General features: G+C 44.9%; 18 protein-coding genes and 2 tRNA genes. 4 read left to right on the top strand and 16 right to left on the bottom strand.

Features of this window, described 5'->3' with window-relative positions:
• Positions 1 to 6: 6 nt before the first annotated feature.
• Positions 7 to 405, bottom strand: coding sequence for a DNA polymerase III subunit psi (locus J4N40_RS03590; RefSeq protein ID WP_005386429.1), 399 nt, complete (start codon positions 403 to 405; stop codon positions 7 to 9).
• A 159-nt stretch (positions 406 to 564) separates the two neighbouring features.
• Here J4N40_RS03590 and J4N40_RS03585 point away from each other — a divergent pair, with 159 nt between their 5' ends.
• A complete protein-coding gene (locus tag J4N40_RS03585) occupies positions 565 to 1011 on the top strand; it encodes a DUF2541 family protein (RefSeq protein ID WP_031781040.1) in 447 nt (148 codons plus the stop codon).
• A gap of 62 nt (positions 1012 to 1073) precedes the next feature.
• On the opposite strand, the gene J4N40_RS03580 is transcribed toward J4N40_RS03585, so the two are convergent.
• Together J4N40_RS03580 and ubiT are read right to left on the bottom strand one after the other, a co-directional pair.
• Entirely contained in the window at positions 1074 to 1577 is a 504-nt protein-coding gene (locus tag J4N40_RS03580; protein ID WP_115386271.1) for a GNAT family N-acetyltransferase, read from the bottom strand.
• On the bottom strand, positions 1561 to 2088 hold the full coding sequence (gene ubiT / locus J4N40_RS03575; RefSeq protein WP_005394645.1) for a ubiquinone anaerobic biosynthesis accessory factor UbiT: 528 nt from the start codon (positions 2086 to 2088) through the stop codon (positions 1561 to 1563). Before ubiT ends, J4N40_RS03580 begins: the two co-directional genes overlap by 17 nt.
• A 363-nt stretch (positions 2089 to 2451) precedes the next feature.
• Between ubiT and J4N40_RS03570 the strand changes: the two genes are divergently transcribed.
• The 3 genes from J4N40_RS03570 to J4N40_RS03560 all read left to right on the top strand — a co-directional run bounded on the left by J4N40_RS03570 (position 2452) and on the right by J4N40_RS03560 (position 6537).
• The gene (locus J4N40_RS03570; protein ID WP_005380112.1) at positions 2452 to 4491 is read left to right on the top strand and encodes a sensor domain-containing protein; all 2040 of its coding nucleotides are present in this window, start codon (positions 2452 to 2454) and stop codon (positions 4489 to 4491) included.
• Between the two features lie 133 nt (positions 4492 to 4624).
• Positions 4625 to 5638 carry a ubiquinone anaerobic biosynthesis protein UbiU gene (gene ubiU, locus J4N40_RS03565; protein ID WP_005380110.1) on the top strand — a complete coding sequence of 338 codons (1014 nt, stop codon included), beginning with the start codon at positions 4625 to 4627 and terminating at the stop codon, positions 5636 to 5638.
• A 20-nt stretch (positions 5639 to 5658) separates the two neighbouring features.
• A complete protein-coding gene (locus J4N40_RS03560; protein ID WP_167415711.1) occupies positions 5659 to 6537 on the top strand; it encodes a U32 family peptidase in 879 nt (292 codons plus the stop codon).
• Between the two features lie 51 nt (positions 6538 to 6588).
• On the opposite strand, the gene J4N40_RS03555 is transcribed toward J4N40_RS03560, so the two are convergent.
• From J4N40_RS03555 to secG, 13 genes are all read right to left on the bottom strand, one after another.
• Positions 6589 to 7935, bottom strand: a complete 1347-nt coding sequence (locus J4N40_RS03555; protein ID WP_115386272.1) for an MATE family efflux transporter — start codon at positions 7933 to 7935, stop codon at positions 6589 to 6591.
• Between the two features lie 124 nt (positions 7936 to 8059).
• A complete protein-coding gene (locus J4N40_RS03550) occupies positions 8060 to 8482 on the bottom strand; it encodes a MarR family winged helix-turn-helix transcriptional regulator (RefSeq protein ID WP_005394653.1) in 423 nt (140 codons plus the stop codon).
• A gap of 98 nt (positions 8483 to 8580) precedes the next feature.
• Complete coding sequence (gene nlpI, locus J4N40_RS03545) at positions 8581 to 9501, bottom strand: lipoprotein NlpI (RefSeq protein ID WP_005380101.1); 921 nt, start codon at positions 9499 to 9501, stop codon at positions 8581 to 8583.
• Between the two features lie 178 nt (positions 9502 to 9679).
• Entirely contained in the window at positions 9680 to 11815 is a 2136-nt protein-coding gene (pnp, locus tag J4N40_RS03540; protein WP_005380098.1) for a polyribonucleotide nucleotidyltransferase, read from the bottom strand.
• A gap of 292 nt (positions 11816 to 12107) precedes the next feature.
• On the bottom strand, positions 12108 to 12377 hold the full coding sequence (gene rpsO, locus J4N40_RS03535; protein WP_005380094.1) for a 30S ribosomal protein S15: 270 nt from the start codon (positions 12375 to 12377) through the stop codon (positions 12108 to 12110).
• A 141-nt stretch (positions 12378 to 12518) separates the two neighbouring features.
• The gene (truB, locus tag J4N40_RS03530; RefSeq protein WP_115386273.1) at positions 12519 to 13472 is read right to left on the bottom strand and encodes a tRNA pseudouridine(55) synthase TruB; all 954 of its coding nucleotides are present in this window, start codon (positions 13470 to 13472) and stop codon (positions 12519 to 12521) included.
• On the bottom strand, positions 13472 to 13867 hold the full coding sequence (gene rbfA, locus J4N40_RS03525; RefSeq protein ID WP_005380087.1) for a 30S ribosome-binding factor RbfA: 396 nt from the start codon (positions 13865 to 13867) through the stop codon (positions 13472 to 13474). The genes truB and rbfA overlap by 1 nt, the downstream gene beginning before the upstream one ends.
• Positions 13868 to 13981: 114 nt before the next feature.
• On the bottom strand, positions 13982 to 16693 hold the full coding sequence (infB, locus tag J4N40_RS03520) for a translation initiation factor IF-2 (protein WP_005380086.1): 2712 nt from the start codon (positions 16691 to 16693) through the stop codon (positions 13982 to 13984).
• A gap of 22 nt (positions 16694 to 16715) precedes the next feature.
• Positions 16716 to 18203, bottom strand: coding sequence for a transcription termination factor NusA (gene nusA, locus J4N40_RS03515; RefSeq protein ID WP_005380084.1), 1488 nt, complete (start codon positions 18201 to 18203; stop codon positions 16716 to 16718).
• A gap of 36 nt (positions 18204 to 18239) precedes the next feature.
• Positions 18240 to 18695: a ribosome maturation factor RimP gene (gene rimP / locus J4N40_RS03510; protein WP_005386424.1), complete on the bottom strand. Its 456-nt coding sequence runs from the start codon at positions 18693 to 18695 to the stop codon at positions 18240 to 18242.
• A 226-nt stretch (positions 18696 to 18921) separates the two neighbouring features.
• A tRNA-Met gene (locus J4N40_RS03505) sits at positions 18922 to 18998 on the bottom strand.
• A 56-nt stretch (positions 18999 to 19054) separates the two neighbouring features.
• Positions 19055 to 19138 (bottom strand) — tRNA-Leu (locus J4N40_RS03500).
• 16 nt (positions 19139 to 19154) lie between these two features.
• Positions 19155 to 19493 (bottom strand): preprotein translocase subunit SecG, encoded by a 339-nt coding sequence (gene secG, locus J4N40_RS03495; RefSeq protein ID WP_005380080.1) that lies wholly within the window; start codon positions 19491 to 19493, stop codon positions 19155 to 19157.
• Positions 19494 to 19659 lie beyond the last annotated feature (166 nt).

Here is a 19659-nt window from a genome sequence, read left to right as displayed (position 1 = left end):
GCTCCGTTAAGAGTACGAACAGATTTGTTGCCACAATGCGCGGCGCTGTTCGTTATTACCATCAATATCTTGTAATAGTGGCGAGGTCAGGTGCTTTGCCTTGATGCTTTGATCAGCCTCACAGCCTGCAAACCACACCCACTCTAGCTGATGTTCACCCAGCATGGATAAGCGCTCAGGCTCTAGGTGTAGCGCATCATCAAGCGTGAGCTTAATGCTTTTTAATACGCGCTCAAACATCAATGCCGTCTCGTTTTCTGGACATATTGGCGATACCAATAGGAGTTTACATGAACTTTGCAAATCCAATAATGGCGATTGATAGCCTTCCAGTCTTTCAGGGTGCACCAGCTCCCATGTGCTGATCCCCATTTCACGTAAATACTGTTTCTCGTTAATTGACATTTTCCGTCACCTATTTGAACGAGGGCAATCCTATCAAATTATCGCGATTATACCTAAAGGACTTCAAGGAACACCTGAACACAATGAGATGATTTGGATATTCCTGAACATAGCGTTTTGCCAACAGCCACACATTGGGTATGACATATGAGGTACATTATGAAATTCTTAAATACGCTACTACTTTGCACACTGGTAGCCGCCACCAGCATGAGTGTTTTTGCTAATAACAGCGATGAGTGGGAGCTGATTGCAACGAAAACCGTTAACTTTCATACAGAAACAGATACCGTGACACCAAATAGCCTATTCCGAAACCGAAGCTTCAGTAAAATAAAACTAAAATGTGTGCAAGGAACGGTAGACATTAATGGTTTAAAAGTCGTCATGACAGATGGTAGTGAGAAAAAGCTTTCCTCTATGGGCGTACTAACAAGCGGATTGTCGACTCGTGCCTGGAGCCTTCCAGGTACAAAAGAAGCCAAGCTAAAACAGATTGAAATGACTTACAGTAGCTGGGGAAGCACAAAACTCAGCCTGCTAGGGGTAAGTAAAAAAGCGAAAATAGAGGTCTGGGGCAAAAAGAAAAGTAACCAGTCATCCTAACCTCCCTATCTCAGTTTTCAGTGAATAAGAAAGAAGCCCACTTAGTCGTGGGCTTCTTTCATTTACAGTTCAGAGAACTCTGGCGCATAGTCTATGCATCCGGAGCGTCCAGCACATTGACCTTCGACCAACTCTGCGACTCGAAATGCACCTTTAGGGACATCCCAAGCACATTCAAAGCCCATCTCGTCGCATGATTGAAAACCCTGGCGCGCGTAATAATCAGGATCGCCCAACACCACACACACTGGGTAGCCAAAATCACGCAGTGAATCAAAACCTTCTTTGATCAACTCTGCAGCGATGCCTTGGCGACGGTAATCTTCATGAACAGCTAATGGCGCTAGCCCTTGCCATGACAAATCTTCACCATTTAAGGTCACAGGGCTAAATAAAGCATGGCCTATCACCTCTCCCTCATCTGTACACGCGACTAAGGAAAGCGTGAATTTGCTGTTTTCGCGCAAACGCATCACAAGCTCAGCTTCAGCTTCCGTCGGGAAGGCGTGTTTCAATAAGCGGTCAATGGTAAGAATGTCCGCTGGGGCTTCAGTTCGAATAAGCATTCGCTACTCCGGTTGGTTGTGCAGGCGCTTGAACTCCTTTCTGAACAAAATCAGCCAATTGATTCAAAGCGACTTGCATTGCTTTCGGTAACTGCTCTAAGTCGACACTGTCCATTAAGTTTTTCACTTCTAAGCCAAGCTCAGTATCACCTTCAATTGAAAGGCGACGTTGGAAGAACAGTGTGTCAGGGTCTTCTTTACGACCAGCAATCAGTACTAGGTCGTTTAGATTACCACTAAAACTCACATCTTCCTGAACTGGTTTTTCAGCTACCACCAATTTTTCGTCTTGATAGCTGATGTACCATGCTAAGTTCAAGTCTTTAATCGCAACTTTTAACCACTTGTCTTCAAGGAACTCAAAGTCACCATCTTCCAAGGCTTCTTTAAACACCATTTTTAGCCCTTCCAGCAACGCTTTTTGCTGAATTGGCTGTGGTAATAACTGGACTGGAGAACGCAAAATATTAGCTGCGTTCTTTACTAGTTGACTGCGAATCTTGTTTAACACGTTCATTATCCGTTACTTTGTCATTAGGTTGCTTATATTAAGCAATCGTGGCGATGAGATTACTGTTATGTATCAATAAAGTGCTTATTTTAGATTGGTGGTTTATTGCTCACTAACGCTTCTTTTTTTGAACTTACGTGTATTATTGATGCGAACAGGTGGATAAACACTTTTACAACCGTATTTTCAAAGTTATAGTTATCTGAGCGTATCCATGTGATTGTCGACTGCACAGCTAAAACCGCGAGCCCTTTAATGGCAAGTAACACTTTAGCTTGGTGGTAGACCGCCGCAGGCTTATCAGGGTGTCGCTTTTTATACACGGACGAATAATCTGGCTCATTGGAGATCGGTAATACCCTAATGCCTTCCCAGCAATTAAAACATTGGTTTGCCACGCTAACCTCAAATAGCCCTTTCTTCTTTGCCATTCTTGATAAAAAACACAATTATCGAATGGTAAGTGACCGTTACTGCGATATCGCAGGTTTAAGTCATGAGGAAATCGTCGGCTTAAACGATTGCCAAGTGCTGGGTGAGCAGTTTTATAAGAAGCTTGCACCATACTATCAGCGCGCGTTCAAAGGGGCACATGTCGAAGCCGAAATCACGCTCGATGAAACCGACCTTGAAACCAGTCTTCACTTTAGTCTTTCGCCAGTTTTTGAAGGTAACGACATTCGCTTTGTTGTTTTTCACGCTGTCGATACTTCAGAAAAGCAGATACTCGTTCGCTCCTTAGAAGAGTCCGAAAGTAAGTTTGCGAAGTTAACACAACTGCTACCAGACGGCTTACTGCTTATCGAAGATGATATTGTCATCTCTGCGAACCCCGCATCAGCGCGCCTTCTCGGACTTAACTCTCCTCATGAATTGTTGGGCGAAGAGCTAAGTCGTTTATTCATCGATGAAAACAGTAAAAAGGTATTTAGTCATCGATTGAGTACATTAATTTCTGACAAACCTTTTGTCTGCTTAACCAGCGCAAGATGCGGCTTTGAACGGAAAGTTCAGCTACACGCGGATTCCACGGCGATATTAGGTAGCGAATCTCAAATTATCCTAATCCAAGATGCTGATGATGCGCCCAAAAACCTGTCTTCTGCATCGAATGAAGACATACACATTGACTCGCTCACCAAACTCTACAACCGCTTTGGCTTCACCAAACGTTTGGAACAGCTGATCAAAAAGCAAACACCGCTTCTGGTGTTCTATTTGGATATCGATAACTTCAAAAACATTAATGACTCACTTGGTCACCATATTGGCGATAAAGTGATTCAAGAGGTGTCGGCCCGTCTTAAACGGTTACTACCAAACCAAGCGATTATTGGTCATTTGGGTGGCGATGAGTTTGGCGTCATTCTGCCGGAGCCAGAAAATACCCGCATGGCTGAAATTTTGTCCGATCGCATTATCTCGTTGATCAACCAACCTTTCGACTTGCACCACTTCAGCAAACGCCTTGCCTGTTCAATTGGTAGCGTTCGATACCCTGAAGACGGACAAGATGCGCGAATCCTACTACAAAATGCCGATACTGCGATGTATGAAGCCAAAGATCGTGGTAGAAATCGTCTGATCAAATTTAACGATCAAATGAACAAAGAAGCGCGTATGCGTTTGTGGCTTGAAATCGAACTGCAAAAAGCATTGCAGCAGAACGGTTTGGAAGTGTGGTATCAACCTAAGGTTAACGCGCGAGACTTCAGTATCAACGGCGCAGAAGCGCTCGTTCGTTGGAAGCATCCAGTTGAAGGGTACATTAGTCCTGGCTCATTCATTCCTGTCGCCGAGCGCGCTGGGTTAATCGAACACCTTGGACGTGTCGTGATGCGTGATGTTTTCAATACGGTAAAACGTTGGAAACAACAGGGCATACTGCCAGGCCGTGTCGCCATTAACCTCTCTCCCGAGCAATTTGGCAACCCACAGCTGATCGACTTTATGGAAAAGTTGCTTCGCACTACCGAGCTTGATCCAAGCTGCATTACCTTCGAGCTAACCGAAAGTGCCGTGATGAGTGATAGCGAACATACACTGCAAATGTTGAATGCGATTAAAAAGCTTGGCTTCGCTCTCTCTATCGATGACTTTGGTACCGGCTACTCTTCTCTTTCCTACTTAGCGCGTTTCCCTATTGACGAGCTAAAAATCGACCGCGCTTTTATTAATGATATCGACACACTACCGAAACAAGTCACTGTGATTGAAAACATCATTAATCTGGGTAAGTCGCTCGACTTAACTGTCGTTGCCGAGGGGGTGGAAACCCACCAGCAAGCTACTTTGCTCTCTAACCTTCAATGTAATGCGATTCAAGGATTCCATTTTTATCGCCCGCAGCCAAAACATGAAATTGAAGAGCTGTTTGTACAGAATCGTCGTCACAAGAACTAACCCCGACCCGATACCCTTACTCGCAAGGGGTAAATATCGACTTTATTGAGCTAAACCTAACTTAGGTCAATTTCGCTATTCATAATTCTTCATAAAATGCGGACACCTTTTTATTCTCAATGATTGTGAGCATATGGAACTCTTGTGTCCCGCGGGTAACCTGCCTGCGTTAAAAACTGCGATTGATTGCGGTGCCGATGCCGTCTACATTGGTTTCAAAGATGATACCAACGCCCGTCACTTTGCTGGCCTCAACTTTAACGGCAAAAAGTTAGAAAAAGCGGTGCAATACGTTCATGACCGCAATAAAAAAATTCATGTCGCGTTGAATACCTTCGCTCATCCCAATGGCTTCGAGCGCTGGACGAACGCAGTAGACAATGCAGCGGCACTGGGTGTAGACGCGCTGATTGTTGCAGACATTGCAGTGCTGGAGTACGCGGCTCGCAAATATCCCGATCTAGAACTACACCTTTCAGTGCAAGCATCAGCGACCAACGTCGCAGCCATTGATTTTTACAAACAAAACTTCAACGTAAAACGGGTAGTGCTACCCCGCGTTTTATCGATTCATCAGGTCAAACAGCTCTCACGCAACATCACTAGCGATGTCGAGTTAGAAGTCTTTGCTTTTGGTAGCCTTTGCATCATGTCTGAAGGTCGCTGCTACCTATCGTCATACATGACAGGCGAGTCTCCAAACACTGTGGGAGCATGCTCTCCAGCTAAGTACGTTCGCTGGCAAGAAACAGAAAATGGTCTGGAATCCCGCCTTAACGACATTTTGATCGATCGCTACAGCACCGGTGAAAATGCGGGCTACCCTACCTTGTGTAAAGGCCGTTTCGAAGCAGAAATCGAAGGCGAGAAAAAACGCTACCACGCACTGGAAGAACCAACCAGTTTGAACACCCTCTCTATGCTGCCAGAACTATTTGCTGCAAATGTGGCGTCTGTAAAAATTGAAGGTCGCCAACGTAGCCCAGCTTACGTAGAACAAGTCACTCGAACATGGCGAGCCGCGATTGACCGTTACCAAGCAAACCCAGAAGCTTATCAAGTCGAAGCGGCTTGGGATGCCGCATTGGCAAACGTGTCTGAAGGTACGCAGACCACACTTGGTGCTTATCACCGCAAATGGCAGTAGAGGTTAAGATGGATAATTCAATGAAATACGCGCTTGGCCCGCTGTTGTACTTCTGGCCAAAACAAGACATCGAAGCGTTTTATGAACAAGCGAAATCAAGCTCCGCGGACATCATCTATCTTGGGGAAACCGTATGCTCAAAACGTCGAGAAATGAAGCCTTCGCATTGGCTTGAAATAGCAAAAGAGCTGTCTGCAGCTGGCAAGCAAGTGGTGCTATCAACAATGGCACTACTAGAAGCTCCGAGTGAAGTAAACATAATGAAGAAGTACATCGACAACGGTGACTTCGCGATTGAAGCAAATGACGTATCTGCTGTTCAATTGGCATCAGAGCATAAAGTGCCTTTCGTCGTTGGTCCTGCAATCAATACTTATAACGCACACACGCTCAACTTATTTTTGAAGCAAGGTATGATGCGTTGGTGCATGCCTGTCGAGCTCTCTCGCGAATGGTTAAACGATACTTTAGTTCAGTGTGACGAGCTTGGTATTCGTAACAAGTTTGAAGTTGAGGTATTTAGCCACGGTTATTTGCCTTTAGCGTATTCCGCTCGCTGTTTCACAGCCCGAGCTGAAAACCGAGCGAAAGACGATTGCGAAACCTGCTGTATCAAATACCCTACGGGTATCCAGGTCAGCAGCCAAGAAGGGCAAGAAGTCTTTAACCTTAACGGCATTCAAACACAGTCAGGGTATTGCTACAACCTCATCAATGACTTACCAAGTATGAAAGGGCTGGTTGATGTGGTCCGGTTAAGCCCTCTTGGTATGGACATTTTTTCAGAGTTAGAGCGTTTTCGCTCAAACGAATACGGCGATAATCCTGAAAAGCTCGAAAGCCGCCAATGCAATGGCTATTGGCATCAACTAGCGGGCTTAGAAGTAAAAACCATTTAATCCTTAAAGATAAAAGCGAGGCCTAGCCTCGCTTTTATCTGTTAGCTTTTGTTAGCAGGCTTGCACCCTTGGTTCGACAGAACTCTCATTAAGCAGCTTTTTCACATCTCGCCACAACATACTGATCACGACCAAACTCAATGCAATGTTAGACAATGGGAAAGCTAACCAAATACCTGTCACGCCGAAAAGTTTCGGCATAATGAATAAGAATGGCAACTGGACCAGCATGTTGCCTAGTGTTACAAACATAGCTTTGCTGCCTTTGTTTACTGATTGATAGTACGCGGCCGCCACAACTAAAAAACCATCTAAGAACAACGCAAACATGTGTAAACGAATCCCGATCACGGTGCTATCAATCAACTGTTGGTCAGCATTATTAAACACCGCAACCAGTTCGTACGGGAAAAGGTTCATCAAAACAACGAACGCCACCCCACCAAGCACAGATGTCCCCATCGCGACCTTTAATAACTTTCTGATGTTCTCCTGATTACGTGCACCGTGGTTGAAGCTCACTAAAGGCTGCATACCATTCGCAATTCCTTCGGCTATCAGATAGTAAACCGTCACGATGTACCCCAAAATGGCGTACGCTCCGATCAACATTGCACTTCCGTATTGAGCAAATAACGCGTTGTGCAGTGCCACCATCACAGAGCCGTAGGCGTACATAAAGAAACTTGATGTACCTATCATGATAATCTTTGGTGCAGCATCAACCTGAACTTTGAAGTCGCGGATACGAAGGCGTAATGTTGCTTTTGAAGTAAAGAAGTAACCAATACCGAGCACAGTGACCACTAATTGTGCAAGTGCAGTGGCAATAGCGGCTCCGGTTAACTCCCACTCCAACCAAGCAATAAATACGTAGTCTAATACAATGTTAATAACGGCACCGATGACCATCAAAATCGTTGCTAAGTTCGGGCTGTCGTCATTGCGTAATAAAAACGGAACTGCGATAGAACCCAACGTGAATACGCACGCGACTATCAGAATATGCAAATATTGCAGCGCAAGTTCAAACACTCGCCCTTCCGCACCTTGCCAGCGAATAAATTCATCCGAAAACAAGAACAATATTGTAGCAACGACCGGCATCAATGCCGCTAACAACGTCAATCCGGTCGTTAGTATTCGCTTAGCGCCTTCATGATCGTTCTCTCCTTGCTTGATCGAAGTCAGCGCGCCAGTCCCCACCCCAATCATCATTCCTATACCGAGGATCGAACCGATAATAGGCCACGCAACATTGATCCCAGCTAATCCGTCAGCGCCAACATAACGGCCAATAAAAATGCCATCAACTATTTGATACAAACCGTTTACGAGCATTGCTGCGACGGTTGGAATCGTATATTTCCAAAACTGTCTATAAATTGAGTTTTGCATGACTGTCACCAGTAGTTAGCAAAGCTAACCATTTAATTAGCAAGACTAACTAAATGGTTAAATTAAATAAAAGAAAGATGAAACAACAAAAACTAAACCATACAGCTGAGGCCTTTGCTTTAGTTTAAAATGACTTATTACTCAATGCTTTATTCAATAAAGCTTGTAACTGTTCAGCTTCTTGCTGATTTAATTGTTGCATCATTTGTTCAGAGATATCTTTGTAAACCACCTGTTCCAAAGACATTTTTTCTGCGACTTCTTCTGTAAGCAACACACGCTTAGCACGAGCATCCTCATTACATGCGATGCGTTTCACCAAACCCTTTTTTTCCAGACGCACAACCATTGTCGACGCGGAAGGCTTAGTCACTTGCAGCTCTTCTGCAAGATCGGTTATTCGCACACCCTCAGGGTAAACCTGAATCACACGTAAATAATCGAACTCATTAAAGCTTAGATGTGATAATGGATCTTCTTTGGCATAGACACGCCAAGCTTTGGCGCAAAAACGCTCTAAATCAATCAAGCTTTCTTCTAATGCCATAAAGCCACCACCACTTAGTTAGCAAGACTAACTAATTTAAATGAGTCACTCATCAAGTTCAATCATAAAAAAAGCCGCTCTCATCGAGCGGCTCTAAATCATTCAATTTCCAGCTTCTTGGCAGCCTTTAACTTGGCCAATCTATCTTGCTGTAATTGATCGTAAATTTGCGCCAGCTCCAAGAAAGAATAGCGATGCTCAACATAATCGTAAACGTTGAACGAAATCGCGAGCTTATAAAGTGAGATGGCACTTGCGATATCACCTTCAAGCTGATTACGCTTTCCAAGGTAGAAATACGTTTCCGTCAATCGTTCAGCTAGGCGATAGTTCTCTCTCGTTCCATCCATAATTGCTTTAAGCGCGTCTTCGTCCGAGACGTCTCGTAGCATGATGGCAACAAGAACCCATCCCCACTCTTCACTACGATCTCGTAAATAACGCTGTTGAAGATTGGCTTTTGCTTGCTCTGGATTTTGCTCAGCTTCGATGATGTACAGCCATAATGAACGAAAAGGATCCGTTGGCATTTCTTGATAATGCTTGGTCATATCTTCTAAAGCGAGATCGATTCGGCCACCATAATACAGTGCAATCGCACGGTTGCGCTCAGCATAGGTATTATCAGGAGCCAACTCTATGGTCGAGTCAAACGCTTCATATGCCGCATCAAACTCTCCTACTTGGGTAAAGTATACTCCCAAAAGATTGAAGATGTCCGGCTGAGCAGGATTCAACTGCAAAGACTGGTTAAAGTCCAAACGGGCAAGATCACGCAAACCAACGCTGTCGTAGTAGCTACCGCGCTCATAATGCATTTTAGCGCGCACTTCATCACTAAGGTCGGGACGTTGTAGCAACTGCGAGAGACGCGCGATTTGTACTTCTTGTTGAACACTAGGCTGAAGTGGCACCGCCATCGGTGGATATAACCACTTTTGTGCTGATTGTTGAGAAGTATTTGCACAACCGGTCAGCGCGATAGCAACACATAAAATTGCGGTTTGAAACCATTTCACTAATTGATACTCCTGTTTGGACCGCTCAAGATTTGTTTCTCTTAATGCAATATAGGCGATAACCTCGTTTGAGGTTAATACATCGAAACAAACCAAAAAAGGGGAGCGAAAATGCTCCCCTTTTATAACATGCTTTCAGGCCCTTAATCTAATAAAAGGCTGAAAGTCTCATTTTGTCTTACTCGTCTTTAGCAGCCGGTGCTTCAGCAGCAGCTTCTTCAGCTGGCTTTTCTACCGCTTCTTTCATGCTTAGACGTACACGGCCTTGGCGGTCGATTTCAAGAACTTTAACTTGAACTTCTTGACCTTCAGCTAGGTAGTCAGACACTTTCTCTACGCGTTTTTCTGCGATTTGAGAAATGTGTACAAGACCATCTTTGCCTGGAAGAACCGTTACGAATGCACCGAAGTCCGCTAGACGTGCAACTTTACCTGTGTAGATACGGCCCACTTCAACTTCAGCAGTGATCTCTTCGATACGGCGGATAGCTTCTTTCGCAGCAGTGCCTTCAGTTGCCGCAATCTTGATAGTACCGTCGTCTTCGATTTCGATAGTTGTACCAGTCTCTTCAGTTAGAGCACGGATAACTGCACCACCTTTACCGATAACGTCTTTGATCTTCTCAGCGCTGATCTTCATCGTGTGAATACGCGGAGCAAATTCAGAGATGTCTTCACGAGCACCAGAGATAGCTTCATCCATTACAGATAGGATGTGCTTACGTGCGCCTTGAGCTTGGTTAAGCGCAATTTGCATGATTTCTTTAGTGATGCCTTCGATCTTGATGTCCATTTGAAGTGCAGTGATACCAGTGTTAGTACCTGCTACTTTAAAGTCCATGTCACCTAGATGGTCTTCATCGCCAAGGATGTCAGAAAGTACAACGAAATCGTCACCTTCTTTAACAAGACCCATTGCGATACCAGCAACAGATGCTTTGATTGGTACACCTGCGTCCATAAGCGCAAGAGAAGTACCACATACTGAAGCCATTGAAGATGAACCGTTAGATTCAGTGATTTCCGATACAACACGTACTGTGTATGGGAACTCATCAACAGAAGGCATTACTGCAGCAATACCACGCTTTGCCAGTTTACCGTGGCCGATTTCACGACGCTTAGGAGAACCTACAAAACCAGTTTCACCTACACAGTATGGAGGGAAGTTGTAGTGCAGTAGGAAGTGATCTTTACGCTCACCAGTTAGCTCATCGATGATTTGAGCATCACGCTGAGTACCTAGCGTTGCAGTAACGATCGCCTGAGTTTCACCTCGAGTGAATAGCGCGCTACCGTGAGTACGAGGAAGAACACCAGTACGTACATCTAGTGCACGAACCATGTCTTTTTCACGGCCATCGATACGAGGGTTACCTGCAATAATACGGCTACGTACTACTGTCTTCTCTAGATCATGGAAGATAGTGTGGATTTCTTTTGTATCTGCTTCAGGATCTTCAGCAAGAAGAACTTCATTTACTTCCGCAGCGATCTCATGGATGCGGTCGTAACGAGCCATTTTCTCAGTAATTTGGTAAGCTTCAACAAGTTTAGCTTCTGCTAGATCAGCAATCTTATTTTTAAGCGCTGTGTTCTCTTCAGGAGCAACCCAATCCCAAGCAGGAGTTGCAACTTCTGCTTTGAATTCGTTGATAGCTTGAATAGCAACTTGTTGTTGGTCATGACCATAAACAACCGCCGCTAGCATTTCTTCTTCAGTTAGGTTGTCCGCTTCTGACTCAACCATCAGTACTGCTGACTCTGTACCTGCAACAACAAGGTCAAGCTTAGAAGTTTCTAGTTCAGTTTGGCTAGGGTTAAGTACAAGCTGACCATCGATATGACCAACACGCGCCGCACCGATAGGGCCGTTGAATGGAATGCCAGAGATAGCAAGAGCAGCAGAAGTACCGATCATTGTAACGATATCTGGCTGAACATCTGGGTTTACAGACATTACTGTCGCGATAACCTGAACTTCGTTTTTAAACGCGTCTGGGAATAGCGGACGGATTGGACGGTCGATTAGACGAGCTGTTAGCGTTTCGCCTTCAGAAGGACGACCTTCACGTTTGAAGAAGCCGCCTGGGATTTTACCCGCAGCGTAAGTACGCTCTTGGTAGTTAACCGTTAGTGGGAAGAAGTCTTGACCTGCAACGGCTTCTTTTTTACCTACAACAGATACGAATACAGACGTATCATCCATTGTGACCATAACTGCTGCTGTAGCTTGACGTGCAATAACGCCAGTTTCTAAAGTAACTGTGTGGTTACCGTACTGGAACGTTTTAACAACTGGTTTTTCGAACATTGTTATTCCTTGTTTCTAATCTTCCTTTAGTGCTTAAAGAAATCTTAGATGTGTTAATTGACACTCAAGGCATTACGAATCGCGACTAGTAAAAAGAAACTCGGAAATTCCTTTTGAATAGTCGCGACCTTTTGGTCGACGTGGTTGACTGTAATGCTATGAGCTTTTGAGAAAACCTCTTACAAGGTTTAGCCGCCAGTATTATAACGGCATAAGTCTAATTTGGCTAAATTTAGGCAACAAAAAAGGGGCATAAAGCCCCTTTTTAGACAAACTGCTATGCAGTCGCTGATTAGCGACGTAGGCCTAGACGTTTGATTAGGTCTTGGTAGCGAGCTAGGTTTTTACCTTTTAGGTAATCTAGAAGCTTACGACGACGAGAAACCATGCGTAGAAGACCACGACGGCTGTGGTGATCGCCTTTGTGCGCTTTGAAGTGACCTTGTAGGTGGTTGATAGAAGCTGTAAGTAGAGCTACTTGAACTTCTGGTGAACCAGTGTCGCCTTCGCCTTGTGCGTATTCTGCAACGATTGCTGCTTTAGTTTCTGCATTCAGAGACATAATTCTCTCCTAATAAGAGTAGGTTTAAAGTTGTAGCAGCCAATCTCTGATTCAGCCGCTACGCGAAGCGCGGATTATAGGGAAATTTCCTATCTCGTGCAATATAAAAATACCGACACTCAGGTCGGTATTTTCAATCATTTACTTGGATGTAACGTCATCTCGGAACACGACCAATCGCTTAGGAGCGATTTTGCCATCTTCGTTCATTTCGCCAACGCCAATAAACAAGCGTTCTTCACCCATAGTAAGGCGAAGTGAGCCCTCAGTCGGAGCACCAAATACTTGAACGGGCTGCCCATGTTGGACCATATTCGCCAGTTCAGGCACCAAGTTGACTTCTGGTAAGTCTTCTACCGCTGTATCCATTGGCAAAAGCAGTGGGTCCAGTAGTTCTCGAGGCGCTCGTTCCTCGCGGTGAGCTTGCTCTAGCAACTCATTTAGTTGCTCGAGTGTTACCATATTCTCGTAAGGGTATTTAGCAACACCAGTACGACGAAGCATAGTTACGTGCGCACCACAACCTAACATTTCGCCCAGATCATCAACGATAGTACGAATATAGGTACCTTTAGAGCAGTGCACTTCCATCTCTACTTCATCGCCTTCAAAACGGTGAAGAACAATCTCATATACCGTGATCTTACGAGATTCACGCGGAACTTCGATGCCTTTACGAGCGTATTCATACAAGGGTTTACCTTGATACTTCAACGCAGAGAACATGGAAGGCACTTGATCAGATTCACCACGGAACTGATCGATGCACGCCTCTAGCTTGTCTAACGTAACATCGACTGGACGAGTCTCTACAACTTCACCATCCGAGTCAGACGTATTGGTACGTTCACCCAGCTTTGCGATCACACGGTAGCGTTTATCAGAATCAAGAAGAAACTGAGAAAATTTTGTCGCTTCACCCAAGCAAATTGGCAGCATGCCTGTCGCTAATGGGTCCAAGGCTCCAGTGTGGCCTGCTTTCTCAGCAAAGTAGATTCGCTTTACTTTTTGCAGTGCATCATTGGAAGAGATACCTGTTGGTTTGTCCAACAGTATAACGCCATTAATTGGACGACCTTTACGACGACGAGCCATTATTCTTCGTCCTCACGACCAGAATCTTTTTGCTTTTGTTTGTCTGAACTAACGACTTCAGACACTAGGTTAGACATACGCATACCTTCAACAAGCGTATTGTCATAGTGGAAGCGGATTTCTGGCGTTAAACGTAGACGAATACGCTTACCTAACATCATGCGAATGTGCACTTCGTGCTCACGTAGCGCTGCTAGACATGATTCTGGTGTTTGCTCACCCACACACAGGAAGGTCACAAATACTTTTGCGTAAGCTAGGTCACGAGAGACTTCTACGTCTGAGATCGTCACCATGCCAAGGCGAGAGTCACGAACTTCACGTTGAAGGATCATCGCTAGTTCTTTTTGCAGCTGCTGTGCAACGCGCTGCGTGCGGCTAAATTCTTTTGACATATCTTTACTCTTATATAGAAAGAATGGGGGGTTGGTCAAAGCCAGCCCCCCATGGTGTATTCAACAACCAATTACTACTTATCTTTCAAAGACAATATTAGTAATTTTAGTCAATTAGTCTAGAGTACGTTTAATTTCAACGATTTCGAAGACTTCGATTTGGTCACCAACGCGAACATCATTGTAGTTCTTAACGCCGATACCACATTCGTAGCCATTCTTAACTTCTTGAACGTCATCTTTGAAACGACGTAGTGACTCTAGTTCACCTTCGTAAATAACAACGTTATCACGTAGTACACGGATTGGGTTGTTACGCTTGATCACACCTTCTGTAACCATACAACCAGCGATAGCGCCCAGTTTCGGTGACTTAAACACGTCACGAACTTCAGCAAGACCAATGATCTCTTGCTTGAATTCTGGAGCAAGCATACCGCCCATTGCTTGTTTCACTTCGTCAATCAATTGGTAAATGATTGAGTAGTAACGTAAGTCAACAGCTGCGGCTTCAACAGCACGACGAGCAGAAGCATCTGCTCGAACGTTAAAGCCAAGGATGATTGCGTTTGAAGCTTCCGCTAGTACTACGTCAGTTTCAGTAATACCACCAACACCAGAACCAACGATGTTCACTTTAACTTCGTCTGTAGATAGCTTAACTAGTGAGTCTGCGATTGCTTCTACAGAACCTTGAACGTCTGCTTTAAGTACAACGTTAAGTTCAGCAACTTCACCAGCAGTCATGTTAGAGAACATGTTCTCTAGTTTAGATTTCTGCTGACGAGCAAGTTTCACTTCACGGAACTTACCAGCACGGTAGTTAGCTACTTCACGCGCTTTACGCTCGTCACGAACTACTGTTGCTTCATCACCTGAAGATGGTACACCTGAAAGACCTAGGATCTCTACAGGGATAGATGGGCCAGCCGAAGTAATTTCTTTACCTAGCTCATCACGCATTGCACGAACACGGCCGTATTCTTGACCACAAAGAACGATGTCGCCTTTGTTTAGTGTACCTGATTGAACAAGTACTGTTGCAACTGGACCACGACCTTTATCTAGACGAGATTCAACAACAACACCAGATGCCATGCCTTCAGCTACAGCTGTAAGTTCAAGAACTTCAGACTGAAGAAGGATTGCTTCTAGAAGACCATCGATGTTTGTACCCTGTTTAGCAGAGATGTGAACGAACATGTTCTCACCGCCCCACTCTTCAGGAATAACGTCGTATTGAGCAAGCTCGTTCTTAACGTTATCTGGGTTCGCGTCTTCTTTATCGATCTTGTTCACAGCAACAATTAGAGGAACGCCTGCCGCTTTCGCGTGCTGAATCGCTTCTACTGTTTGTGGCATTACGCCATCGTCTGCTGCAACTACAAGAACAACGATATCTGTTGCTTGAGCACCACGAGCACGCATTGCAGTAAACGCTGCGTGTCCAGGAGTATCAAGGAACGTGATCATGCCGTTGTCTGTTTCAACGTGGTACGCACCAATGTGCTGAGTAATACCACCCGCTTCGCCAGAAGCAACGTGTGTGCGACGGATGTAGTCAAGTGTTGACGTTTTACCGTGGTCAACGTGACCCATGATAGTAACAACTGGAGCACGTGGAACTGCTTCCGCGTTAGTGTCACGGTCAGATAGTACCGCTTCTTCCAGTTCGTTCTCTTTACGAAGAACTACTTTATGGCCCATTTCTTCAGCAACAAGTTGTGCTGTTTCTTGGTCGATCACTTGGTTGATAGTCGCCATAGCGCCCATCTTCATCATTACTTTGATAACTTCTGTCGCTTTAACCGACATCTTGTTAGCGAGTTCTGATAGAACGATCGTTTCGCCAATTACAACGTCTTGCTTAGCAACCGTTGCTGACTTATCAAACCCGTGCTGCATTGAAGTCGGCTTAGCAAGTTTGCCCTTACGACCTCTACCGCCACGTTGGTTGTTACGGCCACCGCGAGCTTGGTCGTCTTTACCCGAAGCTGCTTTTTTCTTCTTACGACGACCGCCTTCTACTTTGCGATCTGCTTCATCTTCGGCTTCACGTGCGTATTGTGAAGTCGTTACATGGTAATCTGTATCTTCCATATCACCCTTTTTCTCTTCTGCAGCAGACCAACGCTCTTTATTCTTTTCAGCCAATTCGCGAGCTTCTTCAAGCTTGCGCTGACTTTCCTCTTCAGCCTTACGCTTAGCTTCTTCTTCCTGACGACGTTTAAGCTCGTCGGCCTCTTTTCGCGCTGCTTCTTGCTTAATTTTCTCTTCAGCATCACGCTTTGCTTTTTCTTCAGCATTACGTTGTGCATTCGTATCTACGTCTCGCTTCGCTTTTTCTTCAGCTTCACGTTTCGCTTTTTCTTCCGCTTCACGTTTTGCAGCTTCTTCAGCTTCACGTTTTGCAGCTTCTTCAGCTTCACGTTTTGCAGCTTCTTCTGCTGCACGTTTTGCTGCTTCTTCTGCTTCACGTTGTGCTGCTTCTTCAGCTTCACGTTTCGCTTCATCTTCAATTGTGCTGCGCTTCACGTATGTACGTTTTTTGCGCACCTCAACCTGAACATTCTTACTCTTACCACCACCCGCGTTCACACTAAGTGTACTACGAGTTTTACGCTGAAGCGTAAGGCGAGTCGGCTCTGAATCACCTGATTTATCACCGTGTTCTTTCTTTAAATGAGAGAGAAGCTTCTGCTTCTCTTCATCAGTAACATTGTCAGAGCTCGCCTTTTTAATGCCAGCGTCAGCAAGTTGTTCAATCAAGCGGTCGACTGGCGTACCAATCTCATCACTCAGTGCTTTAACTGTTAATTGTGTCATGCCGCTTCCTCCTTGCCGAAAATTATGCTTCTTCGCCGAACCAACAGATGTTACGTGCGGCCATAATTAGCTCACCTGCACGTTCTTCGGTCAGGCCTTCGATACCTTCTAAATCGTCAATACCTTGGTCAGCAAGATCTTCCAGTGTCGCTACACCTTTCGCTGCCAATTTAAATGCCATCTCACGCTCAAGACCTTCAAGTGCAAGTAGGTCCTCAGCTGGTTCTAGACCTTCAAAAGACTCTTCTTGTGCTAGTGCGATCGTCGTTAGTGCATCTTTTGCACGTCCACGAAGCTCTTCGATTAGTTCTTCATTCAAACCATCGATTTCTAGTAGCTCGTTAACTGGCACGTATGCGATTTCTTCTAGCGTTGAGAAACCTTCTTCAACAAGAAGTTGAGCGAAGTCTTCTTCAATATCTAGGTACTTCATGAAGTTTTCAATAGATGCTTGTGATTCTTCAGCGTGTTTCTTCTGAAGATCAGCAACTGTCATAACATTCAGTTCCCAACCGGTTAGTTGAGATGCTAGACGCACGTTTTGACCGTTACGACCAATAGCTTGCGCTAGGTTGTCAGCTTCAACTGCGATGTCCATTGAGTGTGCATCCTCATCAACGATGATAGAAGCAACATCAGCTGGCGCCATTGCGTTGATAACGAATTGAGCTGGGTTATCATCCCAAAGCACAATATCGATACGCTCACCACCAAGTTCGCCAGAAACAGCTTGTACACGTGCACCACGCATACCAACACACGCACCTACAGGGTCGATACGTTTGTCATTTGTTTTGACAGCGATCTTAGCGCGAGAACCAGGATCACGTGCTGCGCCTTTCAACTCGATAATATCTTCTGCGATTTCAGGCACTTCAACACGGAACAGTTCTGCCAACATTTCTGGCTTAGAACGAGTGATGAACAATTGGAAACCACGTGCTTCAGGCGCGACTTTGTAAAGAAGGCCACGTACGCGGTCGCCTGGACGGAAGTTTTCACGAGGAAGTTGGTCATCACGCAGGATTACCGCTTCAGCGTTATTACCAAGATCAAGCACGATTGTGTCACGGTTTACTTTTTTCACGACACCAGTGATTAGATCACCTTCATTATCGATGAACTGTTCAACGATTTGTGCGCGCTCAGCTTCACGAACTTTTTGAACGATAACTTGCTTAGCAGTTTGAGTCGTAATACGGTCAAACGTTACTGATTCGATTTCGTCTTCTACGTAGTCGCCAAGCTCGATTGAGTCATCTTCGTATTGCGCTGCTTCTAGTGAGATCTCTTTTGTAGGGTTCTCAACGTCATCAACAACTAACCAACGGCGGTAAGTTACAAACTCACCGGTTTTACGGTCAATGGCAACACGTACGTCGATTTCGATTTCGTATTTTTTCTTTGTAGAAGTTGCTAGAGCAATCTCAAGAGCCTCAAAGATACGCTCACGAGGTACCGCTTTTTCGTTCGATACCGCTTCTGCTACCGCTAAAATTTCTTTACTCATTGTATTTAGCCTCTAAGCTTAAACTTTTTTAGGGAACTAAAATTTAGGGATCAGGTTAGCTTTGGAAATGTTACTTAGAGCAAACTCTTCTTGCTGACCGTCTACAGTAATTGTCACTGTTTCGCCATCAACACCGTGGATAATACCTTTCCACTTACGACGGTTTGCTACAGCCATTTTCAATACGATGCTGACCTCGTGACCAATAAATTGCTCGTAATGTGCTGCTTTAAAAAGTGGTCTTTCTAAACCTGGAGAAGACACTTCTAGGCTGTAAGCAACAGAAATTGGATCTTCAACGTCTAAAACTGCACTAACTTGGTGGCTAACTTCTGCACAGTCGTCTACGTTAATACCATTTTCATGGTCAATGTAGATACGTAACGTTGAGTGCGCGCCTGCACGAATGAATTCTAATCCAACTAACTCATAACCTGATGCCGCTACTGGCGCGTCAAGCATTTCAGTAAGTTGTCTTTCTAAACCAGTCATTTAACCACTCCAGAAACAAAAAAAGGGCTCAGAGCCCAATCAAAAAACCAAGCAGTATCTGAGCTATTTCAAAAAGCTCAGATAACAAAAAAACCCCGATAGTCGGGGTTTTATGCTGCTGGACCCTGATACGTTAAGAATAGCCAACAATTGCTTTTCTTAACTCGTAGTGTGGTTAGCACTACGCAAACTTGCCAATCTACGATTTCCTTTTAAAGAAAGAGATTGGTTGCGGGGGCCGGATTTGAACCGACGACCTTCGGGTTATGAGCCCGACGAGCTACCAAGCTGCTCCACCCCGCGTCCGACTTGCTGAGCATTATACTCGCAAACAAGTGATTTACAAGTTTGTAAATACATGGTGCCGAGAGAGGGACTCGAACCCTCACACCTAAGGCACTAGCACCTCATGCTAGCGTGTCTACCAATTTCACCATCTCGGCATCAAAACCTTACAGCTTATTGAGGAATTTCATCACCCGCAGGGGCAGGAACTTCACTCGCTGCATCCTTAACTTGTTCGACAACTGGTTGACCTAACGTTGGGTCTACCCATTGTGATTCAGTCTGGTGCGTAGACATACGACCAAGTAACAAGCTAACGATAAAGAATACGGTTGCTAAAATAGCAGTTGTTCGGGTTAAGAAATTACCTGAGCCGCCAGCACCAAACACTGTGTTTGAAGCACCAGCACCGAACGAGGCTCCCATATCTGCGCCTTTACCTTGTTGAATCAACACAAGGCCAATCACACCAAGCGCTGCCAACAGGTAAATCACAAGTAGAACTGAAAACATTTTTTCCACCTATGTTCCAAATTGTTGAGCCAGCGCCGTTCAAAAGAACAAATCATAATGAACAAGGCTAGCGACCTCCTAACGGGAGGCGGAGCAATACTAGCGAAAGCCAGTAACGCTGACAAGGGAAAATTAGTAAAAAATCAATGCCAATGCGTTAAGCGCT

Source organism: Vibrio sp. SCSIO 43097 (assembly GCF_023650755.1).
Lineage (GTDB): Bacteria > Pseudomonadota > Gammaproteobacteria > Enterobacterales > Vibrionaceae > Vibrio > Vibrio alginolyticus.
Note: the sequence above shows the minus strand (reverse complement) of the source record. Positions and strands in the feature narration are given on the sequence as shown.

Coding starts and splice junctions, on each gene's coding strand:
- rimP (WP_005386424.1), bottom strand. CDS start 18,695: ATGACTGGTTTAGAAAGACAACTTACTGAAATGCTTGACGCGCCAGTA.
- J4N40_RS03585 (WP_031781040.1), top strand. CDS start 565: ATGAAATTCTTAAATACGCTACTACTTTGCACACTGGTAGCCGCCACC.
- J4N40_RS03570 (WP_005380112.1), top strand. CDS start 2,452: ATGCCTTCCCAGCAATTAAAACATTGGTTTGCCACGCTAACCTCAAAT.
- infB (WP_005380086.1), bottom strand. CDS start 16,693: ATGACACAATTAACAGTTAAAGCACTGAGTGATGAGATTGGTACGCCA.
- J4N40_RS03560 (WP_167415711.1), top strand. CDS start 5,659: ATGAAATACGCGCTTGGCCCGCTGTTGTACTTCTGGCCAAAACAAGAC.
- ubiU (WP_005380110.1), top strand. CDS start 4,625: ATGGAACTCTTGTGTCCCGCGGGTAACCTGCCTGCGTTAAAAACTGCG.
- rpsO (WP_005380094.1), bottom strand. CDS start 12,377: ATGTCTCTGAATGCAGAAACTAAAGCAGCAATCGTTGCAGAATACGCA.
- J4N40_RS03550 (WP_005394653.1), bottom strand. CDS start 8,482: ATGGCATTAGAAGAAAGCTTGATTGATTTAGAGCGTTTTTGCGCCAAA.
- J4N40_RS03590 (WP_005386429.1), bottom strand. CDS start 405: ATGTCAATTAACGAGAAACAGTATTTACGTGAAATGGGGATCAGCACA.
- J4N40_RS03555 (WP_115386272.1), bottom strand. CDS start 7,935: ATGCAAAACTCAATTTATAGACAGTTTTGGAAATATACGATTCCAACC.
- rbfA (WP_005380087.1), bottom strand. CDS start 13,867: ATGTCAAAAGAATTTAGCCGCACGCAGCGCGTTGCACAGCAGCTGCAA.
- nusA (WP_005380084.1), bottom strand. CDS start 18,203: ATGAGTAAAGAAATTTTAGCGGTAGCAGAAGCGGTATCGAACGAAAAA.
- pnp (WP_005380098.1), bottom strand. CDS start 11,815: ATGTTCGAAAAACCAGTTGTTAAAACGTTCCAGTACGGTAACCACACA.
- truB (WP_115386273.1), bottom strand. CDS start 13,472: ATGGCTCGTCGTCGTAAAGGTCGTCCAATTAATGGCGTTATACTGTTG.
- J4N40_RS03580 (WP_115386271.1), bottom strand. CDS start 1,577: ATGCTTATTCGAACTGAAGCCCCAGCGGACATTCTTACCATTGACCGC.
- secG (WP_005380080.1), bottom strand. CDS start 19,493: ATGTTTTCAGTTCTACTTGTGATTTACCTGTTGGCAGCGCTTGGTGTG.